The organism is Thauera aminoaromatica S2, assembly GCF_000310185.1.
Classification (GTDB): Bacteria; Pseudomonadota; Gammaproteobacteria; order Burkholderiales; family Rhodocyclaceae; genus Thauera; species Thauera aminoaromatica.
In genome coordinates this window covers 1-22,949 of record NZ_AMXD01000056.1, presented here as the reverse complement: position 1 = coordinate 22,949, position 22,949 = coordinate 1, and the positions used below count along the sequence as shown (strand labels likewise).

At 69.4% G+C, this 22,949-nt stretch carries 20 protein-coding genes; 14 read left to right on the top strand and 6 right to left on the bottom strand.

All coding sequences use genetic code 11. The features are described 5' to 3' along the window. The coding region (locus C665_RS10415; protein ID WP_503169804.1) for a MutS N-terminal domain-containing protein at nucleotides 1–1,118 on the bottom strand (1,118 nt) is incomplete at its 3' end. Nucleotides 1,119–1,281: 163 nt separating this feature from the next. Here C665_RS10415 and C665_RS10410 point away from each other — a divergent pair. Then, nucleotides 1,282–1,803, top strand: coding sequence for a retropepsin-like aspartic protease family protein (locus tag C665_RS10410; RefSeq protein WP_004308208.1), 522 nt, complete (start codon nucleotides 1,282–1,284; stop codon nucleotides 1,801–1,803). Nucleotides 1,804–1,824: 21 nt separating this feature from the next. Here the strand turns inward: C665_RS10410 and C665_RS10405 are convergent, their stop codons facing one another. Then, on the bottom strand, nucleotides 1,825–2,625 hold the full coding sequence (locus tag C665_RS10405) for an inositol monophosphatase family protein (RefSeq protein ID WP_004308207.1): 801 nt from the start codon (nucleotides 2,623–2,625) through the stop codon (nucleotides 1,825–1,827). 144 nt (nucleotides 2,626–2,769) lie between these two features. Between C665_RS10405 and C665_RS10400 the strand changes: the two genes are divergently transcribed. Both C665_RS10400 and C665_RS10395 read left to right on the top strand, forming a co-directional pair. Then, nucleotides 2,770–3,507: an RNA methyltransferase gene (locus tag C665_RS10400; protein WP_004308205.1), complete on the top strand. Its 738-nt coding sequence runs from the start codon at nucleotides 2,770–2,772 to the stop codon at nucleotides 3,505–3,507. Nucleotides 3,508–3,589: 82 nt separating this feature from the next. After that, a complete protein-coding gene (locus C665_RS10395; RefSeq protein ID WP_004308204.1) occupies nucleotides 3,590–5,794 on the top strand; it encodes a RelA/SpoT family protein in 2,205 nt (734 codons plus the stop codon). Between the two features lie 114 nt (nucleotides 5,795–5,908). Here C665_RS10395 and ppk1 read toward each other — a convergent pair whose 3' ends face one another. Then, a complete protein-coding gene (ppk1, locus tag C665_RS10390) occupies nucleotides 5,909–7,990 on the bottom strand; it encodes a polyphosphate kinase 1 (RefSeq protein WP_004308203.1) in 2,082 nt (693 codons plus the stop codon). Nucleotides 7,991–8,172: 182 nt separating this feature from the next. Between ppk1 and ppx the strand changes: the two genes are divergently transcribed. From ppx to C665_RS10365, 5 genes are read left to right on the top strand one after another with little or no spacing between them, the layout of a single operon-like run. Beyond that, on the top strand, nucleotides 8,173–9,672 hold the full coding sequence (gene ppx / locus C665_RS10385; protein WP_004308202.1) for an exopolyphosphatase: 1,500 nt from the start codon (nucleotides 8,173–8,175) through the stop codon (nucleotides 9,670–9,672). A 6-nt stretch (nucleotides 9,673–9,678) separates the two neighbouring features. Then, on the top strand, nucleotides 9,679–10,794 hold the full coding sequence (locus tag C665_RS10380; RefSeq protein WP_004308200.1) for an MlaE family ABC transporter permease: 1,116 nt from the start codon (nucleotides 9,679–9,681) through the stop codon (nucleotides 10,792–10,794). Continuing rightward, on the top strand, nucleotides 10,791–11,582 hold the full coding sequence (locus C665_RS10375; protein WP_040829008.1) for an ABC transporter ATP-binding protein: 792 nt from the start codon (nucleotides 10,791–10,793) through the stop codon (nucleotides 11,580–11,582). The genes C665_RS10380 and C665_RS10375 overlap by 4 nt, the downstream gene beginning before the upstream one ends. A gap of 1 nt (nucleotide 11,583) precedes the next feature. Beyond that, nucleotides 11,584–12,501: an MlaD family protein gene (locus tag C665_RS10370; RefSeq protein WP_004308197.1), complete on the top strand. Its 918-nt coding sequence runs from the start codon at nucleotides 11,584–11,586 to the stop codon at nucleotides 12,499–12,501. Between the two features lie 17 nt (nucleotides 12,502–12,518). Continuing rightward, a complete protein-coding gene (locus C665_RS10365; protein ID WP_004308195.1) occupies nucleotides 12,519–13,157 on the top strand; it encodes an ABC-type transport auxiliary lipoprotein family protein in 639 nt (212 codons plus the stop codon). 72 nt (nucleotides 13,158–13,229) lie between these two features. On the opposite strand, the gene C665_RS10360 is transcribed toward C665_RS10365, so the two are convergent. Continuing rightward, on the bottom strand, nucleotides 13,230–14,921 hold the full coding sequence (locus C665_RS10360; RefSeq protein ID WP_040829006.1) for a GGDEF domain-containing protein: 1,692 nt from the start codon (nucleotides 14,919–14,921) through the stop codon (nucleotides 13,230–13,232). Between the two features lie 223 nt (nucleotides 14,922–15,144). Here C665_RS10360 and C665_RS10355 point away from each other — a divergent pair, with 223 nt between their 5' ends. The 3 genes from C665_RS10355 (at nucleotide 15,145) to C665_RS10345 (ending at nucleotide 17,878) form a co-directional block, all read left to right on the top strand. After that, nucleotides 15,145–15,954, top strand: coding sequence for an enoyl-CoA hydratase (locus C665_RS10355; RefSeq protein ID WP_004308191.1), 810 nt, complete (start codon nucleotides 15,145–15,147; stop codon nucleotides 15,952–15,954). 43 nt (nucleotides 15,955–15,997) lie between these two features. Next, nucleotides 15,998–16,774: a TatD family hydrolase gene (locus tag C665_RS10350; protein ID WP_004308189.1), complete on the top strand. Its 777-nt coding sequence runs from the start codon at nucleotides 15,998–16,000 to the stop codon at nucleotides 16,772–16,774. A gap of 231 nt (nucleotides 16,775–17,005) precedes the next feature. Then, nucleotides 17,006–17,878, top strand: coding sequence for a PEP-CTERM sorting domain-containing protein (locus C665_RS10345; RefSeq protein ID WP_040829004.1), 873 nt, complete (start codon nucleotides 17,006–17,008; stop codon nucleotides 17,876–17,878). Nucleotides 17,879–17,936: 58 nt separating this feature from the next. Here C665_RS10345 and C665_RS10340 read toward each other — a convergent pair whose 3' ends face one another. After that, nucleotides 17,937–18,530, bottom strand: a complete 594-nt coding sequence (locus tag C665_RS10340) for a TetR/AcrR family transcriptional regulator (RefSeq protein WP_004308182.1) — start codon at nucleotides 18,528–18,530, stop codon at nucleotides 17,937–17,939. 171 nt (nucleotides 18,531–18,701) lie between these two features. Between C665_RS10340 and C665_RS10335 the strand changes: the two genes are divergently transcribed. Then, nucleotides 18,702–19,451, top strand: a complete 750-nt coding sequence (locus C665_RS10335) for an electron transfer flavoprotein subunit beta/FixA family protein (protein WP_004308180.1) — start codon at nucleotides 18,702–18,704, stop codon at nucleotides 19,449–19,451. Between the two features lie 2 nt (nucleotides 19,452–19,453). Further along, nucleotides 19,454–20,386, top strand: coding sequence for an electron transfer flavoprotein subunit alpha/FixB family protein (locus tag C665_RS10330; protein ID WP_004308178.1), 933 nt, complete (start codon nucleotides 19,454–19,456; stop codon nucleotides 20,384–20,386). A gap of 74 nt (nucleotides 20,387–20,460) precedes the next feature. Here the strand turns inward: C665_RS10330 and pdxR are convergent, their stop codons facing one another. Beyond that, nucleotides 20,461–21,945, bottom strand: a complete 1,485-nt coding sequence (gene pdxR, locus C665_RS10325; protein WP_004308175.1) for a MocR-like pyridoxine biosynthesis transcription factor PdxR — start codon at nucleotides 21,943–21,945, stop codon at nucleotides 20,461–20,463. Between the two features lie 120 nt (nucleotides 21,946–22,065). Between pdxR and C665_RS10320 the strand changes: the two genes are divergently transcribed. Beyond that, the coding region (locus C665_RS10320; protein WP_004308173.1) for an ABC transporter ATP-binding protein at nucleotides 22,066–22,949 on the top strand (884 nt) is incomplete at its 3' end.

Sequence of the window (22,949 nt, the reverse complement as noted above, 5' to 3'; positions counted from 1 at the left end):
GGGCGCGCGCTGCGCAGCGCGATGCGGGCGGTGATGCGGTCGACGTCGGCCACGCCGCGCAGCGCGCTGCGCACCGCGAAGGCGATGCGGCCGTCGCGGCCACCGAGCGCGAAGCCGCCGGGGGCTGCGCCGGTGTGCTCGCTCATCTCGCCTTCGACCGTACCCACCAGCTCCGCCACCGCGGCATGGCGCGCGGCGGGCTCGGCGCGCTCGCGCAGCGGGTGGTGCAACGCATGGCGCAGCCAGCGCGAACCCATGCTGGTCACGCAGGTATCGAGCAGCGACAGCAGGGTGGGCGAGGACTCGCCGCGCAGGGTCTCGGTGAGCTCCAGGTTGCGCCGGGTTGCGGCGTCCAGGCGCAGATATTCCGACTCGCGTTCGACCACGAGGCCGGTGACGTGGGAGAGCGTCTGGCGCTGGGTGGCCTGGGCGTAGTCGTACAAGGCCGCGGCGGCGCCGAGTGCCACCGGCAGGTCCTCGACGCCGAAGCCGGCGAGGTCTCGCGTGCCGAAGTGGGTCGTCAGCAGCCGCGTGCCGGTCTCGGCGTCGAACTGCCAGTCGGCCAGGCGGCGCAGCGCGGGGGCGAGGGTGTCGAGGAGCGGCAGGGCGAGGCCGTCGGGCACCAGCACCTCGGCCGGGCGCAGGCGCTCGAACTGCGCCTGCAGTGCGTCCGATGGGCACTGCATGAGGCGGAAGTCGCCGTTGGCGAGATTCAGCCAGGCCAGCCCGAGCACGCCGCGGTGCAGGCTGGCGGCGAGCAGCAAGGAGTCGCGGCGGTCGTCGAGCAGCGCGGCGTCCGTGAGCGTACCGGGGGTGACGATGCGGCTCACCGCGCGCTCCATCGGCCCCTTGTTCGCGCCCGGCTCGCCCACCTGCTCGGCGATCACCACCGATTCGCCGAGCTTGACCAGGCGCGCGAGGTATTGCTCGACCGCGTGGAAGGGCACGCCCGCCATGCGGATCGGCTTGCCGCCCGACTGGCCGCGGGTGGTGAGCGTGATGTCGAGCAGGCGCGCGGCCTTCTCGGCGTCGTCGAAGAAGAGCTCGTAGAAGTCGCCCATGCGGTAGAAGAGCAGGGTGTCCGGATGCTGCTGCTTGATCCGGAGGTACTGCTGCATCATCGGAGTGTGGGCGCCGATCTCGGCCTCGCTCAGCGCGGCGGGGCGGATGGCCGTGTCGCCGAAGGGCGGCTTGCGGATTGCCAACTGAAGAAACCTCCCGGTTGCCGTGCTGTCGTCAGCAAAGGCAGGATTATCACCGTGGATCGAAGGAAAGACCGACTTGAACACACCCGACGCCGACACCCGCCGCATCGGCCGCAGGCTGGGCCTGCTGGCGACGCTCGCCTTTCTCGCGCTGGGCTGGGTGAGCTTCGACGGCGCGCTCGAGCGCCGCGAGGACCCCAACCGTAATCTCGTGGTCGCCCCCGGCGCCAGCGAGCTGGTGCTGCAGCGCAACCGCGCCGGGCACTACCTGCTGCCCGGCGAGATCAACGGCCGTCCGGTGCGCCTGCTGCTCGACACCGGCGCGACGCAGGTGTCGGTCCCTGCGCGCCTCGCCGCGGAGCTTGGGCTGCAGGCGGGCGCGCCGGCCTCGGTGCTGACCGCCAACGGCGCGGTCACGGTGCGCCAGACGCGCATCCCGCGCCTCGCCTTCGGCCCCTTCGAGTTCCGCGACGTGGCCGGCCACCTGAACCCGGGCATGCAGGGCGACGAGGTGCTGCTCGGCATGTCGGCGCTGCGTCACCTGGAGTTTACCCAGCGCGGCGACACGCTCACCCTGCGCGCGCCGGGTTCCGGCTAGCGGGCCGCGTTTTCTCGGTCCTCAGGCCCGCAGGTTGGCCGGGCGCCAGGCCTGGATGATCGGCAGCAGCTGGCCGAAGATCTTCGGCGTGCCGGCAACCAGGTTGCCGGTGGTGAGGTAGTTGGCTTCGCCCGACAGGTCGGACACCAGGCCGCCGGCCTCCTGGATCAGCAGCACGCCGGCCGCCATGTCCCAGGGCGACAGGCCCATCTCCCAGAAGCCGTCGAAGCGGCCGGACGCCACGTAGGCGAGATCGAGCGAGGCGGCGCCCGGGCGGCGGATGCCGGCGGTCTTCTGGGTGAGCTCCTTGAACATCGCCAGGTAGGCGTCGACGTGGTCGAACTGGCGGAAGGGGAAGCCGGTGCCGATCAGCGCCTCGTTGAGGCGGGTGCGGCGCGAGACGCGGATGCGGCGGTCGTTGAGGAAGGCGCCGGCGCCGCGCGAAGCGGTGAACATCTCGTTGGTGTTGGGGTCGTAGACCACCGCGTGCTCGAGCACGCCGTTCTTCGCCTGCGCGATCGAGACCGCGTACTGTGGCATGCCGTGGATGAAATTGGTGGTGCCGTCGAGCGGGTCGATGATCCAGGTGTATTCGCTCTCGGGTCCGGACTCGCCGGACTCCTCTGCTAGAATCCCGTGCCCCGGGAAGGCGTCGCGCAGCACCTCGATGATCGCCTGTTCGGCGGCGCGGTCGACCTCGGTGACGAAGTCGTTGGGCGACTTGGACTGGACGGTCAGCAGATCGAGCTGGGTCGACGCGCGGTTGATGACGGACGCGGCGCGACGGGCGGCCTTGACGGCGATGTTCAGGGTGGGATGCATGCGGAGCGGTCTCGGTTAAAGAATCGGGGCCTGCCACGTGCCTCGGGCGCGCCGCCGCCGCCCGCTTCATCGAGCCGCCGCGCGACCGCCGGGCCACGTTCCGGGCAGGCAGCCCGGCAAATTCGGAAAACGCGGAATTTTAATATGAATCGCCCCCTCGCGCTCGACCGCATCCGCGTCGTGCTGTCCCGTACCACCCATCCCGGCAACATCGGCGCCGCCGCGCGCGCCATGAAGACCATGGGCCTGCGCGAGCTCTGGCTGGTCGCGCCCGAGTCCTTTCCCGACGAGGTCGCCACCGCGCGCGCCTCGGGCGCGGCCGACCTGCTGGACGCCGCGCGGGTGGTCGGCACGCTGGAGGAGGCGCTCGCCGACACGGTCTTTTCCGCGGCGCTGACCGCGCGCCGGCGCGAACTCTCGCTGCCGCGCCTGCAGGCGCGCGACGCGGCGCTGGAGCTGGTGCGGCGCACGCAGGACGGCGCCGTCGCGCTGGTGTTCGGCAACGAGACCAGCGGGCTCACCAACGAGGAGGCCGCCTTGTGCAGCCTGCCGGTGACCATCCCCACCGACGCCGGGTTCTCCTCCCTGAACCTCGGCGCGGCGGTGCAGGTGCTGGCCTACGAGCTGCGCATGGCCGCGCTCGGCGACGCCGCCGCGCCCGCCGACCCGCAGCCCGAGCCGGCCACGCATGCCGACTTCGAGGGCTTCATGGCGCACCTCGAGCGTGCGGTCACCGCCAGCGGCTTCCACGATCCTGCCAACCCCAAGCGCCTGTTGCCGCGCATGCGGCGCTTGTTCAACCGCGTGCGCCTCGAGCGCGAGGAGGTCGCCCTGCTGCGCGGCATGCTCACCACCTTCGAGACGCCGCGCCGGCGCGGCTGACCCGGGGAGTCGCACCCGGCGAAGGGGCTGCGAGCACGGGCATGCAGCACGATGGACTGCCCGATGTGGGATAATTGCACCCATGGTATCCGTCACCCACGCCATCTCCCAGGGCGACACCGCCCCTCCGATCGATCTGCTCGCGGCCGGCCTGGAGCCGACCGAACGCGAGCACATCGAAGCCGCGCTCGAATGGATCGCCGACCTCTACGAGGGCAAGGTGCTCGGCACCGGCGAGCCGACCTGGACGCACGCGATCGGTGCCGCGTTGATCGCGGCCTCGCTGCGTTTGGACGCCGAGACGCGCGTGGCCGCGCTGTTGTTCGCAGCCTGGGAGGAACTCGAGGCCCCCGCCGAGGAGATCGAGGCGCGCTTCGGTCCGGCGATCACCGCGCTGGTGCGCGGCCTGCACAAGCTCAACGGCCTGCGCGTGCTCACCCGCCTCACCACCAGCGCGAGCGCGCCCGAGATCCGCGCGCAGACCGAAGTCCTGCGCAAGATGCTGCTGGCGATGGTCGAGGATATCCGCGTCGTGCTGGTGCGGCTGGCCTCGCGCACCCAGACCCTGCGCTTCTACACCGACCTGCCGGGCGAGGCCCGCGTCGAGGTCGCGCGCGAGAGCCTGGACATCTACGCGCCGCTCGCCAACCGGCTGGGGGTGTGGCAGATCAAGTGGGAGCTGGAAGATCTCTCCTTCCGCTTCATCGAGCCCGACACCTACAAGCGCATCGCGAGGATGCTCGACGAGCGTCGGGTGGAGCGCGAGCAGTTCATCCGCGACTCCATCGAGCGCCTGAAGAGCGAGCTCGCCGCGGTCGGAATCGAGGCCGAGATCACCGGCCGCGCCAAGCACATCTACAGCATCTACAACAAGATGCGCAAGAAGCGGCTCGACTTCTCGCAGGTCTTCGACATCCGCGCGCTGCGCGTGCTGGTGCCCGAGATCAAGGACTGCTACACGGTGCTGGGCATCGTGCACCAGATGTGGCAGCCGATCGCGAAGGAGTTCGACGACTACATCACCAAGCCCAAGGGCAACAACTATCAGTCGCTGCACACTGCCGTGCTGGCGGGCGACGGGCGCGCGCTCGAGGTGCAGATCCGCACCTTCGACATGCACAAGCACGCCGAGCTCGGCGTGGCCGCGCACTGGCGCTACAAGGAAGGCGCCAGGCAGGGCGGCGACTACGACGAGAAGATCGCGCTGCTGCGCAGCCTGTTGTCGTGGCGCGACGAGGTTACCGATGCGGCGCACTGGGTGGAGCAGCTCAAGCGCGCCTCGCTCGACGACACGCTCTACGTGCTGACGCCGCAGGGCAGGGTGGTCGATCTGCCGCGCGGCGCCACGCCGGTCGACTTCGCCTACCGCCTGCACACCGACGTCGGCCACCACTGCCGCGGCGCCAAGGTGGACGGCCACCTCATACCCCTCAATACCCAGCTGGAGAGCGGGCAGACGGTGGAGATCGTCACCGCCAAGGAGGGCGGCCCCTCGCGCGACTGGCTGGACACGCGCCAGGGCTACGTCGCCACCTCGCGTGCGCGCAGCAAGATCAAGCAGTACTTCGCACAACTGGACGAGGAGGAGATCCTCTCGCGCGGGCGCAGCTTCGTCACCAAGGAGATGCAGCGCGACGGCCACGGCCAGGCCAACATCGACGGCCTGGCCGAGCGCCTCGGCTTCAAGAACGCCGAGGCGCTGTACCTGGCCGCCGGGCGTGGCGAGGTGGGCCCGCGCGCGATGCAGACCGCGTTGCGCGAGGGCAGCGCCCCCGAGCCGGCGGCGGAGGCCGAACCCGAGTTCGTGGTCAGCCGCAGCCGCTCGGGCGACAATCAGGACAAGATCCTGATCGTCGGCGTGGGCAAGCTGATGACCTCGCTGTCGCGCTGCTGCAAGCCCGCGCCGCCGGATGCGATCGAGGGCTTCGTCACGCGCGGCCGCGGCATCTCGATCCACCGCGTCGACTGCGCCGACTTCCAGGACCTCGCGCGCAAGCACCCCGAGCGCGTGATCCCGGCCGAGTGGGGCGAGAAGGCGCACGACACCCGCAACGCGCTCTACCAGGTCGACATCAACGTCCAGGCGAGCGACCGCCAGGGACTGCTGCGCGACATCTCCGAGGTGCTGTCGCGCGAGAAGCTCAACGTCATCGCGGTCAACACGCTCACCAAGAAAGGCACCGCCTACATGCGCTTCACCATGGAGGTGGGCGGCATCAAGCAGGTGCAGCGCGCGATCACGCTGGTGCGCGAGGTGCCCGGCGTCATCGACGCTCAGCGCAAGTGAGCGCCGCCCCCGGCCCTGCGGCGGGCTTGCGCAGTATCGGGCTTGGTCCGGCGAGCGCTTCAGCGGCGCCCCCCCATCGCCGACTCGCGCAGCACGCCTTCCCGTATCGACGCCTCAGCTGCTCGCCGCGAGCTCCTTCAGCAGGATGAGCTGCGCCGCGCGGCGGATGCTGCGCGGGTGCTTGCGGCGGTATTTGCCATCTGCCTGCATGTCCCAGGCCTGGCAGTTGTCGCCGAGGTAGGGGCGCAGGCCTTCCTTCATGACGCGGCGCTTGAGGCGCGGGTCGAGCACCGGGAAGGCGATCTCGATGCGGCGGAAGAAGTTGCGGTCCATCCAGTCCGCGCTCGACAGGTACATGTGCTCGGCGCCGTCGGCGTGGAAGTGGAAGATGCGGTGGTGCTCGAGGAAGCGGCCGATCACCGAGCGCACGCGGATGTTGTCCGACAGCCCGGGCACGCCCGGGCGCAGCGCGCACGGGCCGCGCACGATGAGGTCGATCTCGACCCCGGCCTGCGAGGCCTCGTAGAGCGCCTCGATGGTCTCGGGTTCGAGCAGCGCGTTCATCTTCGCGATCACCCGACCGCGCCGGCCTGCGCGCGCGATCTCGGCCTCGCGCCGGATCGCCGCGACCACGTTGGGCTGCAGGGTGAAGGGCGCCTGCCACAGGTGGCGCAGCTCGGTGGCCTTGCCCAGGCCGGTGAGCTGCTTGAACACGGTGGCGACGTCCTCGCCGATCTCCGCGTTGCAGGTGAGCAGGCCGAAGTCGGTGTAAAAGCGTGTGGTGCGCGGGTGGTAGTTGCCGGTGCCCATGTGCACATAACGGCGCAGGCCGTCTTCCTCGCGGCGCACGATCATCAGCAGCTTGGCGTGGGTCTTGTAGCCGAACACGCCATACACGACGTGCGCACCGACCTCTTCCAGGCGGTTGGCCAGCGTGATGTTGGCCTCCTCGTCGAAGCGCGCCATCAGCTCGAGCACCACGGTGACTTCCTTGCCCTTCTGCGCCGCGCGGGCGAGGTGCTCCATCAGCACCGAGTCGGTGCCGGTGCGGTACACAGTCATCTTGATCGCCAGCACCTGCGGGTCGTCGGCCGCCGCGCGCAGCATCTCGATCACCGGGGCGAAACTCTGGAAGGGGTGGTGGAGCAGGATGTCGCCGCCGCGGATCGCGGTGAAGACCTGGCGGCGTTTGTCGAGCACCTTGGGCAGGCCGGGCACGAAGGGTGCGTACTTGAGGTCCGGGCGCTCGACCCAGTCGGGGACCTGCATGAGGCGCACCAGGTTCACGATGCCGGGCGTGCGGTAGAGGTCGTCGGGGGTGAGGTGGAAGTGCTGCAGGAGAAAACCCGCCATCTCCTCGGAGCAGTTGTCGGCGACCTCCAGGCGCACCGCGTCGCCGAAGTGACGTTGCTGCAGCTCGCCCTTGAGCGAGGCGCGCAGATCCTTGACCTCTTCCTCGTCGACGAACAGGTCGGAGTTGCGCGTGACGCGGAACTGGTAGCAGCCGAGCACGTTCATGCCCGAGAACAGCTCGCCCACGTGGGCGTGCAGCACCGAGGACAGGAACACGAAGCCGTACTCCTGATCGCACAGCTCGCGCGGCAGGCGGATCACCCGCGGCAGCGCGCGCGGCGCCTGCACGATCGCCGCGCCCGAGTCGCGCCCGAAGGCGTCGCGGCCTTCGAGCTCGACGGCGAAGTTCAAGCTCTTGTTGAGCACGCGTGGGAAGGGATGCGCCGGGTCCAGCCCGATCGGGGTCAGCACCGGCATGACCTCGCGCATGAAGTAGTCGTGGATCCACGCGCGCTGGGCCTCGGTCCACAGGCTGCGGCGCAGGAAGACCACGCCTTCCTTCTCGAGTGCCGGGAGGATGTCGCCGTTGAGCAGCTGGTACTGCTCGGAGATGATCTCGTGCACCTCGTCGCTGACGCGCTCGAGCAGCTCGACGGGCGCGATCCCGTCCTCGCCCGACTTGCGGCTGCCGATGCGGATCTGCTCCTTGATGCCGGAGACGCGGATCTCGAAGAACTCGTCCAGGTTGCTCGACACGATGCACAGGAAGCGCAGGCGCTCGAGCAGCGGCACGGTGGGGTCGGCGGCCTGCGCCAGCACGCGGCGCTGGAATTGCAGCAGCGAAAGCTCGCGGTTGAGGAAGTGCTCGGGCGGGTAGTTCAGGGTCATGCGGTCGACGGGCATTCGGGATTCCTGTGCGCGGAAGTTCGCTCGCGATTATGTGACATTTCCATTTCGGTTTGATGACGTCGGGCCGCGCCCGCGGGGCCTTCCCCGGCGCCATGCCGGCGCGGCTCGGAAGCCTTTTGCGGGGTGCTAGAATCCAGGGTTCCGGCGCCCCGCGGGTGCCAGCCGCCGACAAAACCATGCAAGATCTGATCGCCGCAATCGACCTCGGTTCCAACAGCTTCCGGCTTCAGGTGGGCCGCATCGTCAACGACCAGATCTATCCGCTCGACGGTCTCAAGGAGGCGGTGCGCCTGGCCGCCGGCCTGTCGCCCGACAAGATGCTCGACCTCGCCTCGCAGCAGCGCGGGGTCGGCGCCCTGCAGCGCTTCCACGAGCGCCTGCGCGACTTCCCGCCCACCCGGGTGCGCGCCGTGGCGACCAACACCTTGCGCGTGGCCAAGAACGCGCCCGAGTTCCTGATCCGCGCCGAGGCCGCGCTCGGTTTCCCGATCGAGATCATCGCCGGCCGCGAGGAGGCCCGCCTGATCTACGTCGGCGTCGCACACACGCTGCCGGATCCGCACCGCCAGCAGCTGGTGGTCGACATCGGCGGCGGTTCGACCGAATTCATCATCGGCAAGAGCTTCGAGTCGCAGCTGCTGGAGTCGCGCTACATGGGCTGCGTCGGCTACAGCCTGCGCTACTTTCCGGAGGGCCGCATCGACAAGCGCGCCTTCAAGGAGGCCGAACTCGCCGCCCGCCGCGAGCTGCAGACGATCTCGGCGGCCTACCGCGAGGCCGGCTGGGAAGAAGCGGTGGGTTCGAGCGGCACTGCCAAGGCGATCGTGGAGATCCTCGAGCAGAACGGCCTGTCGGCGAGCGGGATCACCCGCGAGGGCCTGGAGAAGCTCAAGGCGCTGCTGCTGCGCGCCGGCAGCCTGGACAACATCGACCTCGCCGGCCTCAAGGGCGACCGCCTGCCCGTCATCCTGGGCGGCTTCGCGATCATGAGCGCGATCTTCAAGGAGTTCGAGCTCGAGCACATGGTGTTCTCCGAAGGTGCGTTGCGCCTGGGCGTGCTCTACGACCTGCTCGGTCGCTACCACCACCACGATCTGCGCGACGCCACGGTAAGCGCCTTCGTGCGGCGCTACGGCGTCGACCTGCGCCAGGCCCAGCAGGTCGCCGACACGGCCTGCCACCTGCTCGCCCAGCTCGAGCCGGAGACCGCCGATCCCGAGCACGACGACCACCGCTTCCTGCGCTGGGCGGCGATGCTGCACGAGATCGGCATCTCGGTGGCGCACTCGAGCTACCACAAGCACAGCGCCTACATTGTCGGCAACGCCGACATGCCCGGTTTCTCGCGCATGGACCAGGCCCGCCTGGCGCGCCTGGTGCTGGCGCATCGTGGCAAGCTCGAACGTGTCGCCTCGATCGACCCTGGCAGCGTGGACTGGCTGCTGATCGCCTGCATGCGCCTGGCGGTGGTGATCCACCGCGCCCGCGACGCGCGCGGCCTGCCGCCCGTCACGCTGCGTCGCGAGGGCCGCGGCTTCAGCCTCACCGCCGCGCCGGGCTGGCTGCAGAAGCTGCCGCTCACCGCGGCCGCGCTCGACGAGGAGCAGCGCCAGTGGCAGGGTCTCGGGCGCGCGCTCTACATCCGGGCGCTCAGCCTGCGCACGCCTGTGGCCTGAGCGCAGATGGCAGGGCGTGTGCTCGACGAGGTCTTCACGGCCGGAGCCGAGGGCATCCGCCTCGCCGGCGACTGGACCCTGCGCGGTCTCGACGAGTGCCTCCCGACGCTGCGCCGGGCGCTGGCCACGGTGCCTCCCGACGCGCGCTGGTCGCTGCGCGCGGTGCGCCGCATGGACAGCTTCGGCGCCTTGCTGCTGTGGCAGGCCTGGGGCGGACGCTGGCCTGCGGCGCTCGAGGCCGATGACGCCCAGCGCGCCATCATCGGCCGTATCGAGAACGCCTCCGCCCGTGCGCTGCCCGAGCCGCCGCGCGCTTCCGCGCTCGACGCGGTGGCGCTGCTCGGCAAGGGCCTGTTCGCATTCGCTGGCCATCTTTCCGGCTTCGTCGCGCTCCTCGGTCGTCTCGTGCTCGATCTCGGCCACCTGCTGCACCATCCACGCGACTGGCCGCTGCTGGAGATCTCGGCAAACCTCCACAAGGTAGGCGTCAAGGCGATGCCGGTCTCGGCCCTGGTCGGCTTCCTGATCGGTGTGGTGCTGTCCTATCTGTCCGCGCTGCAGCTGCGCACCTTCGGCGCGGACGCCTTCATCGTCAACATCCTCGGCATGGGCATCATCCGCGAGCTCGGCCCCGTGCTGGTGTCGGTGCTGGTGGCGGGGCGCTCCGGTTCGGCGATGACGGCGCAGCTCGGGGTGATGCGGGTGACCGAGGAGATCGATGCGCTCGCGGCGATGGGCGTCTCGCGCAGCCTGCGCCTGGTGCTGCCCAAGGTGGTGGCGCTTTCCCTCGCGATGCCGCTGCTCGTGTTGTGGACCTCGGCGATCGCCCTTTTCGGCGGCTGGGTGTCGGCCTGGGTGGAGCTCGGCATCGGGCTACAGTTCTTCCTGCGGGCGCTGCCCGATGCGGTGCCGGTGGCCAACCTCTACATCGGGCTCGCCAAGGGGGCGGTGTTCGGTTTCCTGATCGCGCTCGTGGCCTGCCATTTCGGCTTGCGGGTGAAGCCCGACACCGAGAGCCTGTCCGCGAACACCACCGCCTCGGTGGTGGCGGCGATCACGGTGGTGATCCTGGTGGACGCGGTGTTCGCGATCGCCACCCGTTCGATCGGGCTGCCGCTGTGAGCGAGCGGGCGACGAGCGACGCCGTGGTCTGCCTCGAAGGCATCGTCACCCGTTTCGGGCGCAATATCGTGCACGAGGGGCTGGACCTCACCATCCGCGCGGGCGACATCGTCGCCCTCGTGGGCGGCTCGGGCAGTGGCAAGACCACACTGCTGCGCCACCTCGTCGGGCTGAGCCGGCCCGCCGCCGGCCGGGTGGAGGTGTTCGGCGAGGCGCTCGATGCCGGCGGGGCGGCCGCGCGGCTCGCCCGCCAGCGCCGCATGGGGGTGTTGTTCCAGCACGGCGCCTTGTTCTCGGCGTTCAGCGTGGCGCAGAACATCGCCTTTCCGCTGCGCGAGCTCGGCGTGATCAGCCGGCCGGAGATCGACCGCCTGGTCGCCCTCAAGCTGGCGATGGTGGAGATGGAGCCGGCGCATGCGCCACTGATGCCTGCCGAGCTGTCCGGCGGGATGATCAAGCGGGTGGCGCTCGCGCGCGCACTCGCGCTCGAGCCCGAGTTGCTGCTGCTCGACGAGCCCACCGCCGGGCTCGACCCCGACCGCAGCGCGAGCTTCATCCGCCTGATCCGCGCGCTGCATCGCGAGCTCGGACTCACCGTGGTGCTGGTCACGCACGATCTCGATACACTGGCGCAGATGGCCACGAGCGTGGCGGTGCTCGCCGAGCGCCGCATCGTCAGCCACGCCTCGCTCGCCGACACGCTCGCCTACGACCACCCCTTCGTCGCCCGCTTTTTCAGTGGGCTGCAGGCGCGCTGCGGCCAGCCGCGCGGCGCAGGAGCAGGCTGAAATGGAAAACCGTGCCCACGCGCTTGCCGCCGGGCTGTTCGCAATCTTGCTCGGTGCCGGCGTCGTGTTCGCGATCTGGTGGTTTTCGGGCCAGCGCGTGCCGATGCGCGAGATCGTGCTCGAGGCACGCGGCGACATCAACGGCCTGGGCGCACAGTCGCGCGTGCGCTACCGCGGCATGGCGGTGGGGAGCGTGCGCGCCGTCGCGATCGACCCCGAGGACCTGCGCACGCTGCTGGTGCGCATCGCGGTGCCCGCCGATCTGCCCCTGACCCGCGGCACCACCGCCGCGCTCGGCACGCTGGGCGTGACCGGCCTGGCCTTCGTGCAGCTCGACGATCGCGGGGTGGACCGCCGGCCCTTGGCTGCCGCCGATGGCGAGGTGCCGCGCATCGCCTTGCAACCCGGGCTGGTGGAGGCGCTCTCCGGGCGGGCGCTCGCCGCCCTCGACCAGTTCCAGGCGCTCGGCGAGCGCCTGCAGGGGGCGCTGGCCAGCCTGGAGTCAGCGGCCGCGGGCGTCGATCGCGGGGTGGCGGAACTGCCGGCGACCCTGGCCGCGCTGCGGGCCGCCTTGAGTGCCGGGAACATCGCGCGCATCACCTCCGTGCTCGGGAACCTCGAGCGCGGCTCGGCCGAAGCCGTGCCCGCCGTTGCCGAGCTGCGCCGCCTGATCGTCCGCATCGATCAGGCGGCCGCGCGTCTGGAGCTCCGCGCCGCCGCCGCAGGGGACGACCTCGTCGAGCGCACGCTGCCGCAGCTCGATGTCCTGCTCGGTGAGCTCACGAGCACCTCGCAACGCTTCGGCCACCTGGTCGAGGAGCTCGACGCCTCGCCGCAGCTCCTGCTGACCGGGCGCGACCGTCCTCTGCCCGGGCCCGGTGAGGCGGGCCACGAGGGCTTTGCGGGGAGCGACCGATGAGCCGAAGGGAGAAAGGAATGCAGCCACGTCATCCCGACTGCCACCGCGTCCTGCCGCGCCTGTCCGCGTGTATCGCGACCGCGCTGCTGGTGGCCGCCTGCCAGGTGCTCCCCGAGCGTCCGCGTGCGGCGGCGACCTACGATCTCGGCACCGGCGAGCGCGCCGCGCTCGCCCACGGGCTCGCGCCCGCGCGGGTGGCGGTGTCCTCGCCCCCCTGGCTGCAGACGACGACGATGCATTATCGCGATGCCCGGGTCGATCCAGGGCGTCGCCGCGCCTATGCCGACAACCGCTGGGCCGCTCCACCTCCCGCCATGCTCGGACTCGTGCTGGAGCGCACGCTCGGTGCCGGCGAGGGGGGCGGGTGCCGGCTGCAGGTCCAGCTTGACGAGTTCGAGCAGGTCTTCACCGCGGGCGAACGCAGCGAGGCTCGTCTCCTGGCTCGCTTCGCCCTGCTGCCGGTGCGCGGCGCCGCGGTCATCGCCAGCGCTTCGCTCGTCGTGGCGGAGCCGGCCACGACGGCCGATGCGAGCGGTGGGGCGAGCGCCTTCCGTGCGGCGACCGAGCGGCTGGCGCTTGCCATCGCGCAGTGGATCGCCGAGACCGACCGCGCGCTCTCCGGCGGGCTCGGCATCGCGGGTCGCTGCCAGCGCTGAGGAAGGCGATGCCGCGGGGGGCGGCCGTCTCGAGCGCACCGGCGGCGGCCTGGTGGAGTGGGGCGCTCGGTTTCAGCGGGCGGCGATCACGACCTGGTTGCGCCCGGCGTCCTTGGCACGATAGAGCGCATCGTCGGCGTGCTGCAGCACCACGCCGAGGGTCTCGCCCGGTTCCGCCAGGCAGGCGCCGATGGTGACCGTGACGCGTTCGCCGCAGGCCGCGCTGCCGTGCTCGATGTCGGCGCGGACGCGGTGGGCGATCGCCTCCAGCGTGGCCGCGTCGCAAGGCGAGAGCAGCACGAGGAATTCGTCGCCACCCCAACGTGCGGCGCGGTCGTAGGGGCGCAGGCATCCTTCCAGGACACGCGCCAGCCTCGTCAGCGCCTCGTCGCCGGCACCATGGCCGCGGCGGTCGTTGATCTCCTTGAAGTGATCGACATCCAGCCACAGCAGGCCGAAGCGGCTGGCCTGGCGTTCCGCGCGGATGATCTCGGCCTCCAGCATTTCGCTCATGCCGCGGCGGTTGGTCAGGTTGGTGAGCGGATCGATCCGCGCCAGCCGGTGCAGGGCGTCGGTGCGCTCGCGCACCTTGGCCTCGAGCTCCGCGGTGTGCGCCCGGATCGCGCCCGCCATCGCCTCGAAGTGCTGGGTGAGACGCCCGATCTCTCCACTCGCCTGCGCCAGCGGCGCGGGGCTGAGGTCGCCGTCGCGCACCCGCAGCATGGCCTGCTCCAGCCTGCCCAGAGGGTCGAGAATGAGGCGACGCAGGACCAGATGGACGAGGACGAGCGCGACCAGCAGGGTGAGGACGAAGGCGACTGCGACCGGGGTGAGGGCTGCCACCGGCATCAGTACGTCGAGGTCGAGCAGGGTGATCTCGTACCAGCCGATCTCGGGCACGAAGGCGATTCCGAGCAGGGTCCGCCGCCCGCCGGACTCGACAAAGCGGTCCAGGACCCGCGGAACGCCGTCGCCCGACGCCGCCAGGGCACTCATCGTCTCGCGCAGTGCCACGCGGTCGGACTCGCGATCGAGCAGCTGGTCCGCCAGGCTCTTCTGCCCTTCCGGCTTGACCAGGCTGGCGAAGTCGATGAGCTTCGCGTCGCGGTGAAGCTGGATCGCACCGGAAAGATCAGCGAACAGCGTGCTCACGCCGTCCTGGTGCAGGTCCACGATCTCGTCCAGAAAGCGTGTCAGCTCGATGCCGGTGCCGACCACGCCGAGGATCTCGTCGCCGTCGCGGATGAGGACGTCGATCCACAGCTTGGTGACGCCCAGTTCGGCATCGGGATTGACGTTGAGGTGGAAGTCGGGCCCGACCTGGACGAGCTTGTAGAACCACGCGTCGGCGGGTTTGGCGGGGTCGAGGTGGTAGCGCAGCTGGCGGCCGGCGAACTCGTCCCCGGCGTTGTTGTGGTAATAGGCCCCGGAGGTGCGCAGCGCGACGAAATAGTTGCCGGAGCTGAAGTTGCGGCGGAAGTTCTCCATTTCGCGCACTGCCTCGGCTTCGAGCGCCGGATCGACGGGCGAGCGTGCCCAGCGTTTGAGCACGAGCGAGTCGGCCATCTGCCGCGCCAGCGCGATCTCGCGTTCGAGCGGTTGCAGGAGGCGGGCGCGGTCGTAGCGCACCTGGATGTCGGCGACGCGTTGTCCCCACTGCATGACGATCTGCCGGGCAAGATGATGGAACACCGCCCATGCGGATACCGAGCCGACCACGATGAGCGCGGAGATGAGGAGGAGAAATCGAGTTCTCAGGTTCACGCGCCGGCACTCCCTGCGTTCGGGTCGCTGTCCGTGGCTTCTTGCTCAGTTTGGGCTGCCGGCGCGGGCGCAGGTGTGCGTTTTCTCACACCCGGACGCATGGCGCGACGAATCGTGATGGGCGGAGCGCTGCGCGAAGCGCTGGCGTGGCGCGCTTGTTGACGTTAACGTTGCCGCCCGTGGCCACATGGCCCTGCGAACACGAAACCACGAGGAGAGAACCATGAACGCCGAATTCCGCCCCGATGCCGCAGCCGAAGCCCCCATCCTGCGCCGCGAGGATGCCGGCGGCGTGACCACCCTCACGCTGAACCGTCCGCAGCAGTTCAACGCGCTCTCGTTCGAGATGCTCGAGGCGCTGATCGCCGCGGTGGATGAGATCGCACGCGACGAGACGGTGCGCGTGGTGGTCATCGCCGGCGAAGGCAAGGCCTTCTGCGCCGGCCACGACCTCAAGGAGATGCGCGGCAACCATACGCTGGAATTCCAGCAGCGCCTGTTCCGCCTGTGCGGCAGGTTCATGATGAAGCTGACCGAGCTGCCCCAGCCGGTGATCGCGCGGGTGCACAGCATCGCCACCGCCGCGGGCTGCCAGCTGGTGTCGATGTGCGATCTCGCAGTGGCGGCCGAGCACGCGCGCTTCGCGGTGTCGGGCATCAATGTCGGCCTGTTCTGCGCCACGCCCGGCGTCGGCCTGTCGCGCAACATGGGGCGCAAGGAGGCCTTCGAGATGCTGGTGACGGGCGATTTCATCGACGCCCGCGAGGCGCAGCGGCGCGGGCTGATCAACCGCGTGGTGCCGGCCGACCAGCTCGACGAGGAGGTCGGCCGCCTGGCCGCGTCCATCCTGGCCAAATCGCCGGTGGCGATCCGCATGGGCAAGCAGATGTTCTACAAGCAGCTCGAGATGGGCCTCGACGCCGCCTACCAGCTCGCCTCCGAGACCATGGCCTGCAACGCGATGTGCGAGGACGCGGCCGAGGGCATCGATGCCTTCATCGCCAAGCGCAAACCTGAGTTCAAGGGGCGCTGAGCGGCGTCGGGATCATCCCCGTCGAGCAATGCGAAGGCGACCGGTGCTGATCGACACCCACGTCCACCTCGATGCTGCGGAGTTCGACGACGACCGCGAGCAGGCGATCGCGCGTGCGCGCGCCGCGGGGGTAGGGCGCTTCGTCGTTCCTGCTGTCGAGCGCCGGGGGTTCGATGCGGTCGAGCGGCTCGCCGACGACCATCGCGGCATCGTTCATGCGCTCGGCATCCACCCGCTCTACACGATGCGGGCGGCGCGGGAAGACCTCGAACTCCTCGACCAGCGCCTGAACCGTGGCAGGGCGATCGCCGTCGGAGAGATCGGCCTCGACCATTACGTGACCGACGTCGATCGCGGCGTACAGCTCGAGTTCTTCACCGCACAACTCCGCCTGGCCGCTCGCCACGGACTGCCGGTGATCCTGCACGTGCGGCGTGCGATCGATCCGATACTCGCGCAACTGCGCCGCATCCCGGTCCCGGGTGGAATCGCACATGCGTTCAACGGCAGCCGCCAGCAGGCGGACATCCTGATCGGGATGGGGTTCAAGCTGGGTTTTGGCGGATCGATGAGCTACGGCGGATCCACTCGGATCCGCGAGCTCGCCGCCTCGCTGCCCTTGGAGGCGATCGTCCTCGAGACCGATGCACCCGACATCGCGCCGGAATGGGCGCGCGGCAGGCGCAATGAGCCGGCGAACCTCGCCCGTTACGCCGGTATCCTGGCGGAGCTGCGAGGGATGGCGCCCGAAGAGGTGGCGGACGTGACCACGGCCAACGCCATCCAGGTCCTGCACTGGCCACCCCTCGAAGAAGAATAGGCGACGCGGGCGCCGAGATCCCCGGCGCCCGCTTGTCGATTTTTTTTACATTTTTTTCGCGAGCCACTCGATCGACTCGGCAAGTGTCTGTATTGATGGGGAAGAGCTTCCTGGTTCGAAATTTGCTTTAGCCGAACCGTCGCGGTGATGAATGCATACCCTTGTGCCGCGAGGTTTCGAGTTAACGCTTATTGGACGGGCCTCGTACGCCCGCAACCGGGAGAAAACAACATGAAAAACGGAATGGCCCTGCTCGCCGCCATCGGCATCGCCACCCTTTCAGCGAGCGCGCAAGCTGCGCTCATCCGCCTCGAGGTTTCGGGCAATCTCGCCTACGGGACCGATCGGACCAACGTCTTCGGCCTGGGGGCAAACACCAGCCTCACCGGACGCGCCGCGACCTTCTCGTGGCTCATGGACTCTGCTTCGCTGGGATCCGATCGCAACGCCGATCCGACCCTCTCCGCCTACGGATGCGGATCCGCAGCCCCCGGCTGCACCTACTTCATGAGCGCATCGGTCACCATCAACGGGGTCACGCGCACCCTTGCGGGGCGGGGGAGCGACCTCACGAACGACGTGCGGATGTACTCGGATACCAATGGCCCCGGTCTCGGCTCGGCGGACGGCTACTACCTGCGGATGGGGCAGACGCGGGATGTCGGAAACTGGTATCTGGACGAGGGCGGCAACTGGTATCGGGCCGCGACGCGGATCACGTCCAAGGTGGAGATCGGCGTAAACGATGCAGTCGACTCCATCCTCGCCGGCCTCGATCCGGCGGAGCTCCACGGCTGGTCCACCAGCCTGCTGACGGGCACGAACGATGACGGGAGCACGGTCTTCGTCTTCAGCGAGACCGATCTCAACGGCGTGCAGATTTTCGAGTACGCAACTGGTGGGCTGTTGTTGACGGACCGCTCCACGCGGTGGTGGACCGACACTGCGCCCAGTTCGGGTTCGGGCACCGGGGGGACCAACAACCCGGGCGGTGGCACGAACGCTCCCGCGATAACGGTGCCGGAGCCCGCAACGATCGCCCTGCTCGGCTTGGGGCTCGGATTGTTGCGCAGGAAATCCAGGCGCCATTCCGGTCGAGCCTGATTCCGCCCTCGACGCCTGCGCGCGCGCATCGCTCGGCGCGTGCGCTGCCGCGCAGGCGCTAAGCGACCACCCTCGACGGCGAGCGCGCGATCAGGTCGGCGATGTCGCGCTTGAGCCGGACGACGTCGCGATCGAATTTCTCGTAGATCATCAGCGAGACCCCGAACACGTAAGCGTACAACAGCATGCAGCGGCTGGAAGCCTCGTCCATCGGCACCCCGCAGGCGAGAAAGAGGTCGCGTGCGCAGCGCAGGCGGACGTCGTCGACCTCGGCGACGATCGCCGCGGCCTCGGCGTCCCGACGCGCCCAGTCGCGCACGGCAAGCTCGATCATCATGCCGCGACGGCTGCGGCTCGCGCTGTAGACGTCGATGACGTGGTAGATCTGCTCGAGCTCGCGGCCAGGCTGTGCCCGCGTCTGCTTGATGATGTCGCGGATTCGACCTTCCTTCCACTGCGCGAGGACGGCCATCAGCAGGTCGCGGCGGTCGGTGAAATGCCAGTAGAAACTGCCCTTGGTGACCTTGAGCCGCTTCGCCAGCACCTCCACGCGCAAGCCCGCGATGCCTTCCTCGGCGAGCACCTCGGTGGCGCCTGCGATCCAGGCGGCACGGTCGAGCTGGGTACGCGGCTTTTTCACAATGTTTTCCATACGGCGTAGTATTGACGATTCGGTGACCATACGCTACCGTATGCGCCATACTTGGCCGTATGGAAATGCTGCTGCGCAGCAGTGCGACCGGCCAAGGGCGGTGACATAATCCGAAAGTCGGGTCCGCATTTCGGGCCTACCATCCCCTGCAAAGAAGAGGAGCGCGTCAGAGTGAAGATTCTCGTACCCGTAAAGCGCGTGGTGGATTACAACGTCAAGGTTCGCGTGAAGGCCGACGGCAGCGGCGTGGACCTGGCCAACGTCAAGATGAGCATGAACCCCTTCGACGAGATCTCCGTCGAGGAGGCGGTGCGGCTGAAGGAAGCGGGCGTGGCCACCGAGGTGGTGGCGGTGTCCTGCGGCGTGGGCGCCTGCCAGGAGACCCTGCGCGCGGCGATGGCGATCGGTGCCGACCGCGGCATCCTGGTCGAGACCGATGTCGAGCTGCAGCCGCTGGCGGTGGCCAAGCTCCTGAAGGCGGTGTGCGACAAGGAGCAGCCGCAGCTGGTGATCTGCGGCAAGCAGGCGATCGACGACGACGCCAACCAGACCGGCCAGATGCTGGCGGCGCTGGCGGGCTGGCCGCAGGCGACCTTCGCGTCCAAGGTGACGCTGGCCGACGGGAAAGCCGCGGTGACGCGCGAGATCGACGGCGGCCTCGAGACCCTGTCGGTGAAGCTGCCGGCGGTGATGACCACCGACCTGCGCCTGAACGAGCCGCGCTACGCGACGCTGCCCAACATCATGAAGGCCAAGAAGAAGCCGCTCGACACCGTGAAGCCGGCCGACCTGGGCGTGGATGTCGCGCCGCGTCTGGCCACGCTGAAGGTCGCCGAGCCGCCCAAGCGCAGCGCCGGCGAGCGCGTGGCCGACGTGGCCCAGCTGATCGACAAACTCAAGAACGTTGCGAAGGTGATCTGAACATGGCCATTCTCGTCATTGCTGAACACGACAATCAATCGATCAAGGCGGCCACGCTCAACACCGTGAGCGCGGCCGCGAAGCTGGGCGGCGACGTCCATGTGCTGGTGGCCGGCGCCGGTTGCGCAGCCGCGGCCGAAGCGGCGGCGAAGGTCGCCGGCGTCGCCAAGGTGCGGGTGTGCGACGCGCCGCAGTACGAGGCGCAGACCGCGGAGAACGTCGCCGAGCTGGTGAAGGGTCTGGCGGGCGGCTACAGCCACGTGCTCGCACCGGCGACGCCGGCGGGCAAGAACATGCTGCCGCGCGTGGCCGCGCTGCTGGATGTGGCGCAGATCAGCGACATCGTCGCGGTCGAGTCCGCCGACACCTTCGTGCGCCCGATCTACGCCGGCAACGCGCTCGCCACCGTCAAGAGCGCCGACGCGATCAAGCTGATCACCGTGCGCACCACCGCGTTCGACGCGGCCGAAGCCGGCGGCAACGCCGCGCCGGTGGAGGCGGTCGCGGCGGCGGCCGACCTGGGCGTGACCGCGCTGGTCGGTCGCGAGATCGTCAAGAGCGCGCGCCCCGAACTGGGCGCGGCCAAGGTCATCGTCTCCGGCGGTCGCGGCCTGGGCAGCGGCGACAACTACCACAAGCTGCTCGAGCCGCTCGCCGACAAGCTCGGCGCCGCGCTCGGCGCCTCGCGCGCGGCGGTGGACGCGGGCTACGTGCCCAACGACTACCAGGTCGGCCAGACCGGCAAGATCGTCGCGCCGCAGCTCTACATCGCGGTCGGCATCTCGGGCGCGATCCAGCACCTGGCCGGCATGAAGGACTCCAAGGTGATCGTGGCGATCAACAAGGATCCCGAAGCGCCGATCTTCCAGGTCGCCGACTACGGCCTCGTGGCCGACCTTTTCGACGCAGTCCCCGCGCTCGTTGCGGCGGCCTGAGTCCTACCCGCCTCTCCCCCTCTGCGGCTCGTCCGGTCCGTTTCGACCGGCGGCCGCATTTTTTTCGTCCGCGTTCAGCGGCTTCCTGTCGGCAGGAGACCGTGGATCAGCCGCACCAGCTTGAGTGCCGGGGCCTCGATCTGCTCCACCGGGACCGCCGCGAAGCCGAGGTTCATGCCGGGGCGCCGGTTGGCGGCGTCGATCGCGTAGAGCGACAGCGGCCGCATCACCACGCCCTCGCGCAGCGCCTGCGATGAGAGCAGCACGTCGTCGAGCGGGCGCTCGAAGTGGACCGGGATGTGCAGGCCGGCGAGGCCGCCGGCCGGCGTGGCGATGCCGGCGAGGTGGCGCCGCAGCACCTCGATGAGGCGGTCGCGGCGCTCCTCGTAGATGCCGCGCATGCGGCGGATATGGGTGGTGAAATGGCCGCCGTCGATGAACTCGGCCAGCGCCGCCTGCTCGAGCATGCGGCCCTCGCGGTAGAGCTCGGCGTTGCCGGTGGTGAAGGCCTCGACGAGATCCTCCGGCACCACCAGGTAGGCCAGGCGCAGGCCGGGATACATCACCTTGCTGAAGGTGCCGACGTAGATCACCCGTTGCGCCGCCGACAGGCCGAACAGCGAGGCCACCGGGTGGTCGTGGTAGCGGATCTCGTTGTCGTAGTCGTCCTCGATGATCCAGATGCGGTTCTTCTCGGCGTATTCGAGCAGGCGGAGCCGGCGTTCGAGCGACATCACCGCCCCGGTCGGGTACTGGCTCGAGGGCGACACGAAGATCAGGCGCGGCGGATGGTCCCAGTCCTCGGCCTGCGGATGGATGCCCTGCGCGTCCACCGGCACCGGGTGGATGGCGAGATCGCAGGCGGACAGCACGTTGCGTGCCCCCCAGTAGCCCGGATCCTCCATCCACGCCACGTCGCCGACGTCGGCGAGCATGCGCGCGCACAGGTCGAGCGCCTGGTGCGAGCCGTTCAGGATCAGGATCTGCTGCGGGCTGCACGACATCATGCGGGTCACGCGCAGGTATTCGGCCAGCACCAGCTTCAGCGGCCCGTAGCCGCCGTAGCCGTACTGTGCGAGGTGGCGCTGCTCGAGCCGCATCTGCTTGGCGACCAGCTTGCGCCAGGTGGCGAAGGGAAAATGGGTGACGTCCGGGAAGCCGGGCATGAATGCGCCCGCCTGCACGCGGCTCGACAGCGCATCGGCGGCGATCCGGCACCCCCTTTTCGACAATCCCTCGCTGCGCGCGCCGACCATCCGCCGCGGTTTTTGCTGCGGCGCGGTAGCGGCCACGGCGTCGGAGACGAAGGTGCCCGAGCCCACCCGGCTGTCCAGGTAGCCCTCGACGATGAGCTGGTCGTACACCCGCACCACGGTGTTGCGCCCCAAGGCCAGATCCGCCGCCAGGGTGCGGGTGGGCGGCAGCGCGGTGCCGGGGGCGAGGCGGCGCGCGATGATGGCCTCGCGGATGGCGAGGTAGAGGCGCGCGCGGGCGCTGGACGAGGGCGCCTGTTCCGCATAAGCGTGGGCGATGAGCTCGCAGCTGAGTCGGCAATCCATTGCAGTGCAGCAAAAATTGGTTCTATCAAATTATAAGTAATTGGATCAAGCCTGGGCCAATTCGTGGCCTAGGATTCGATCGCCAGAGCGCACAGCGCCCCTTGCAGGAGACGGAGACAGATGGAAGCGGTCCACAACAGCCAGGCAGCCCACGTCAGCTTTCGCAACGTCCAGAAGACCTACGACGGCGAAACCCTCATCGTGCGGGACCTGAATCTCGACATTCGCCGCGGCGAGTTCCTCACCCTGCTCGGGCCGTCCGGTTCGGGCAAGACCACCTGCCTGATGATGCTCGCCGGCTTCGAGACGCCCACCGGCGGCGAGATCCGCCTCGACGGCGAGGTCATCAACCGGGTGCCGCCCTACCGCCGCAACATCGGCATGGTGTTCCAGAACTATGCGCTGTTTCCGCACATGACGGTGGCCGACAATCTGCGCTTCCCGCTGCGCGTGCGCAAGCTGGCGGCGAACGAGGTCGAGGCGCGGGTGAAGCGCGCGCTCGGCATGGTGCAGCTCGAGGCCTTCGGCAACCGCTACCCGCAGCAGCTCTCCGGCGGCCAGCAGCAGCGCATCGCGCTCGCCCGCGCGCTCGTGTTCGATCCCCAGCTGGTGCTGATGGACGAGCCGCTCGGCGCGCTCGACAAGAACCTGCGCGAGCGCATGCAGCTCGAGATCAAGCACATCCAGCAGAACCTCGGCATCACGGTGGTGTTCGTCACCCACGACCAGAGCGAGGCGCTGACCATGTCGGACCGCATCGCGGTGTTCAACCAGGGGGTCATCCAGCAGATCGACGCCCCCGAGACCCTGTACGAATACCCCGCAAACTCCTTCGTCGCCGACTTCATCGGCGAGAACAACGCGCTCGACGGCACCGTGGTCGCGGTGGCGGGCGAGGAGTGCGACGTGCGCCTGGACTGCGGCACGCTGCTGCGCGCGCGCACCGGCAACGTCGGCGCCGGCGGCCGCACCCGCATCGCGGTGCGCCCGGAGCGCGTGCGGCT

Coding starts and splice junctions, on each gene's coding strand:
- C665_RS10405 (WP_004308207.1), bottom strand. CDS start 2,625: ATGCATCCCACCCTGAACATCGCCGTCAAGGCCGCCCGTCGCGCCGCG.
- C665_RS10400 (WP_004308205.1), top strand. CDS start 2,770: ATGAATCGCCCCCTCGCGCTCGACCGCATCCGCGTCGTGCTGTCCCGT.
- C665_RS10395 (WP_004308204.1), top strand. CDS start 3,590: ATGGTATCCGTCACCCACGCCATCTCCCAGGGCGACACCGCCCCTCCG.
- ppk1 (WP_004308203.1), bottom strand. CDS start 7,990: ATGCCCGTCGACCGCATGACCCTGAACTACCCGCCCGAGCACTTCCTC.
- ppx (WP_004308202.1), top strand. CDS start 8,173: ATGCAAGATCTGATCGCCGCAATCGACCTCGGTTCCAACAGCTTCCGG.
- C665_RS10380 (WP_004308200.1), top strand. CDS start 9,679: ATGGCAGGGCGTGTGCTCGACGAGGTCTTCACGGCCGGAGCCGAGGGC.
- C665_RS10370 (WP_004308197.1), top strand. CDS start 11,584: ATGGAAAACCGTGCCCACGCGCTTGCCGCCGGGCTGTTCGCAATCTTG.
- C665_RS10365 (WP_004308195.1), top strand. CDS start 12,519: ATGCAGCCACGTCATCCCGACTGCCACCGCGTCCTGCCGCGCCTGTCC.
- C665_RS10355 (WP_004308191.1), top strand. CDS start 15,145: ATGAACGCCGAATTCCGCCCCGATGCCGCAGCCGAAGCCCCCATCCTG.
- C665_RS10345 (WP_040829004.1), top strand. CDS start 17,006: ATGAAAAACGGAATGGCCCTGCTCGCCGCCATCGGCATCGCCACCCTT.
- C665_RS10340 (WP_004308182.1), bottom strand. CDS start 18,530: ATGGAAAACATTGTGAAAAAGCCGCGTACCCAGCTCGACCGTGCCGCC.
- C665_RS10330 (WP_004308178.1), top strand. CDS start 19,454: ATGGCCATTCTCGTCATTGCTGAACACGACAATCAATCGATCAAGGCG.
- pdxR (WP_004308175.1), bottom strand. CDS start 21,945: ATGGATTGCCGACTCAGCTGCGAGCTCATCGCCCACGCTTATGCGGAA.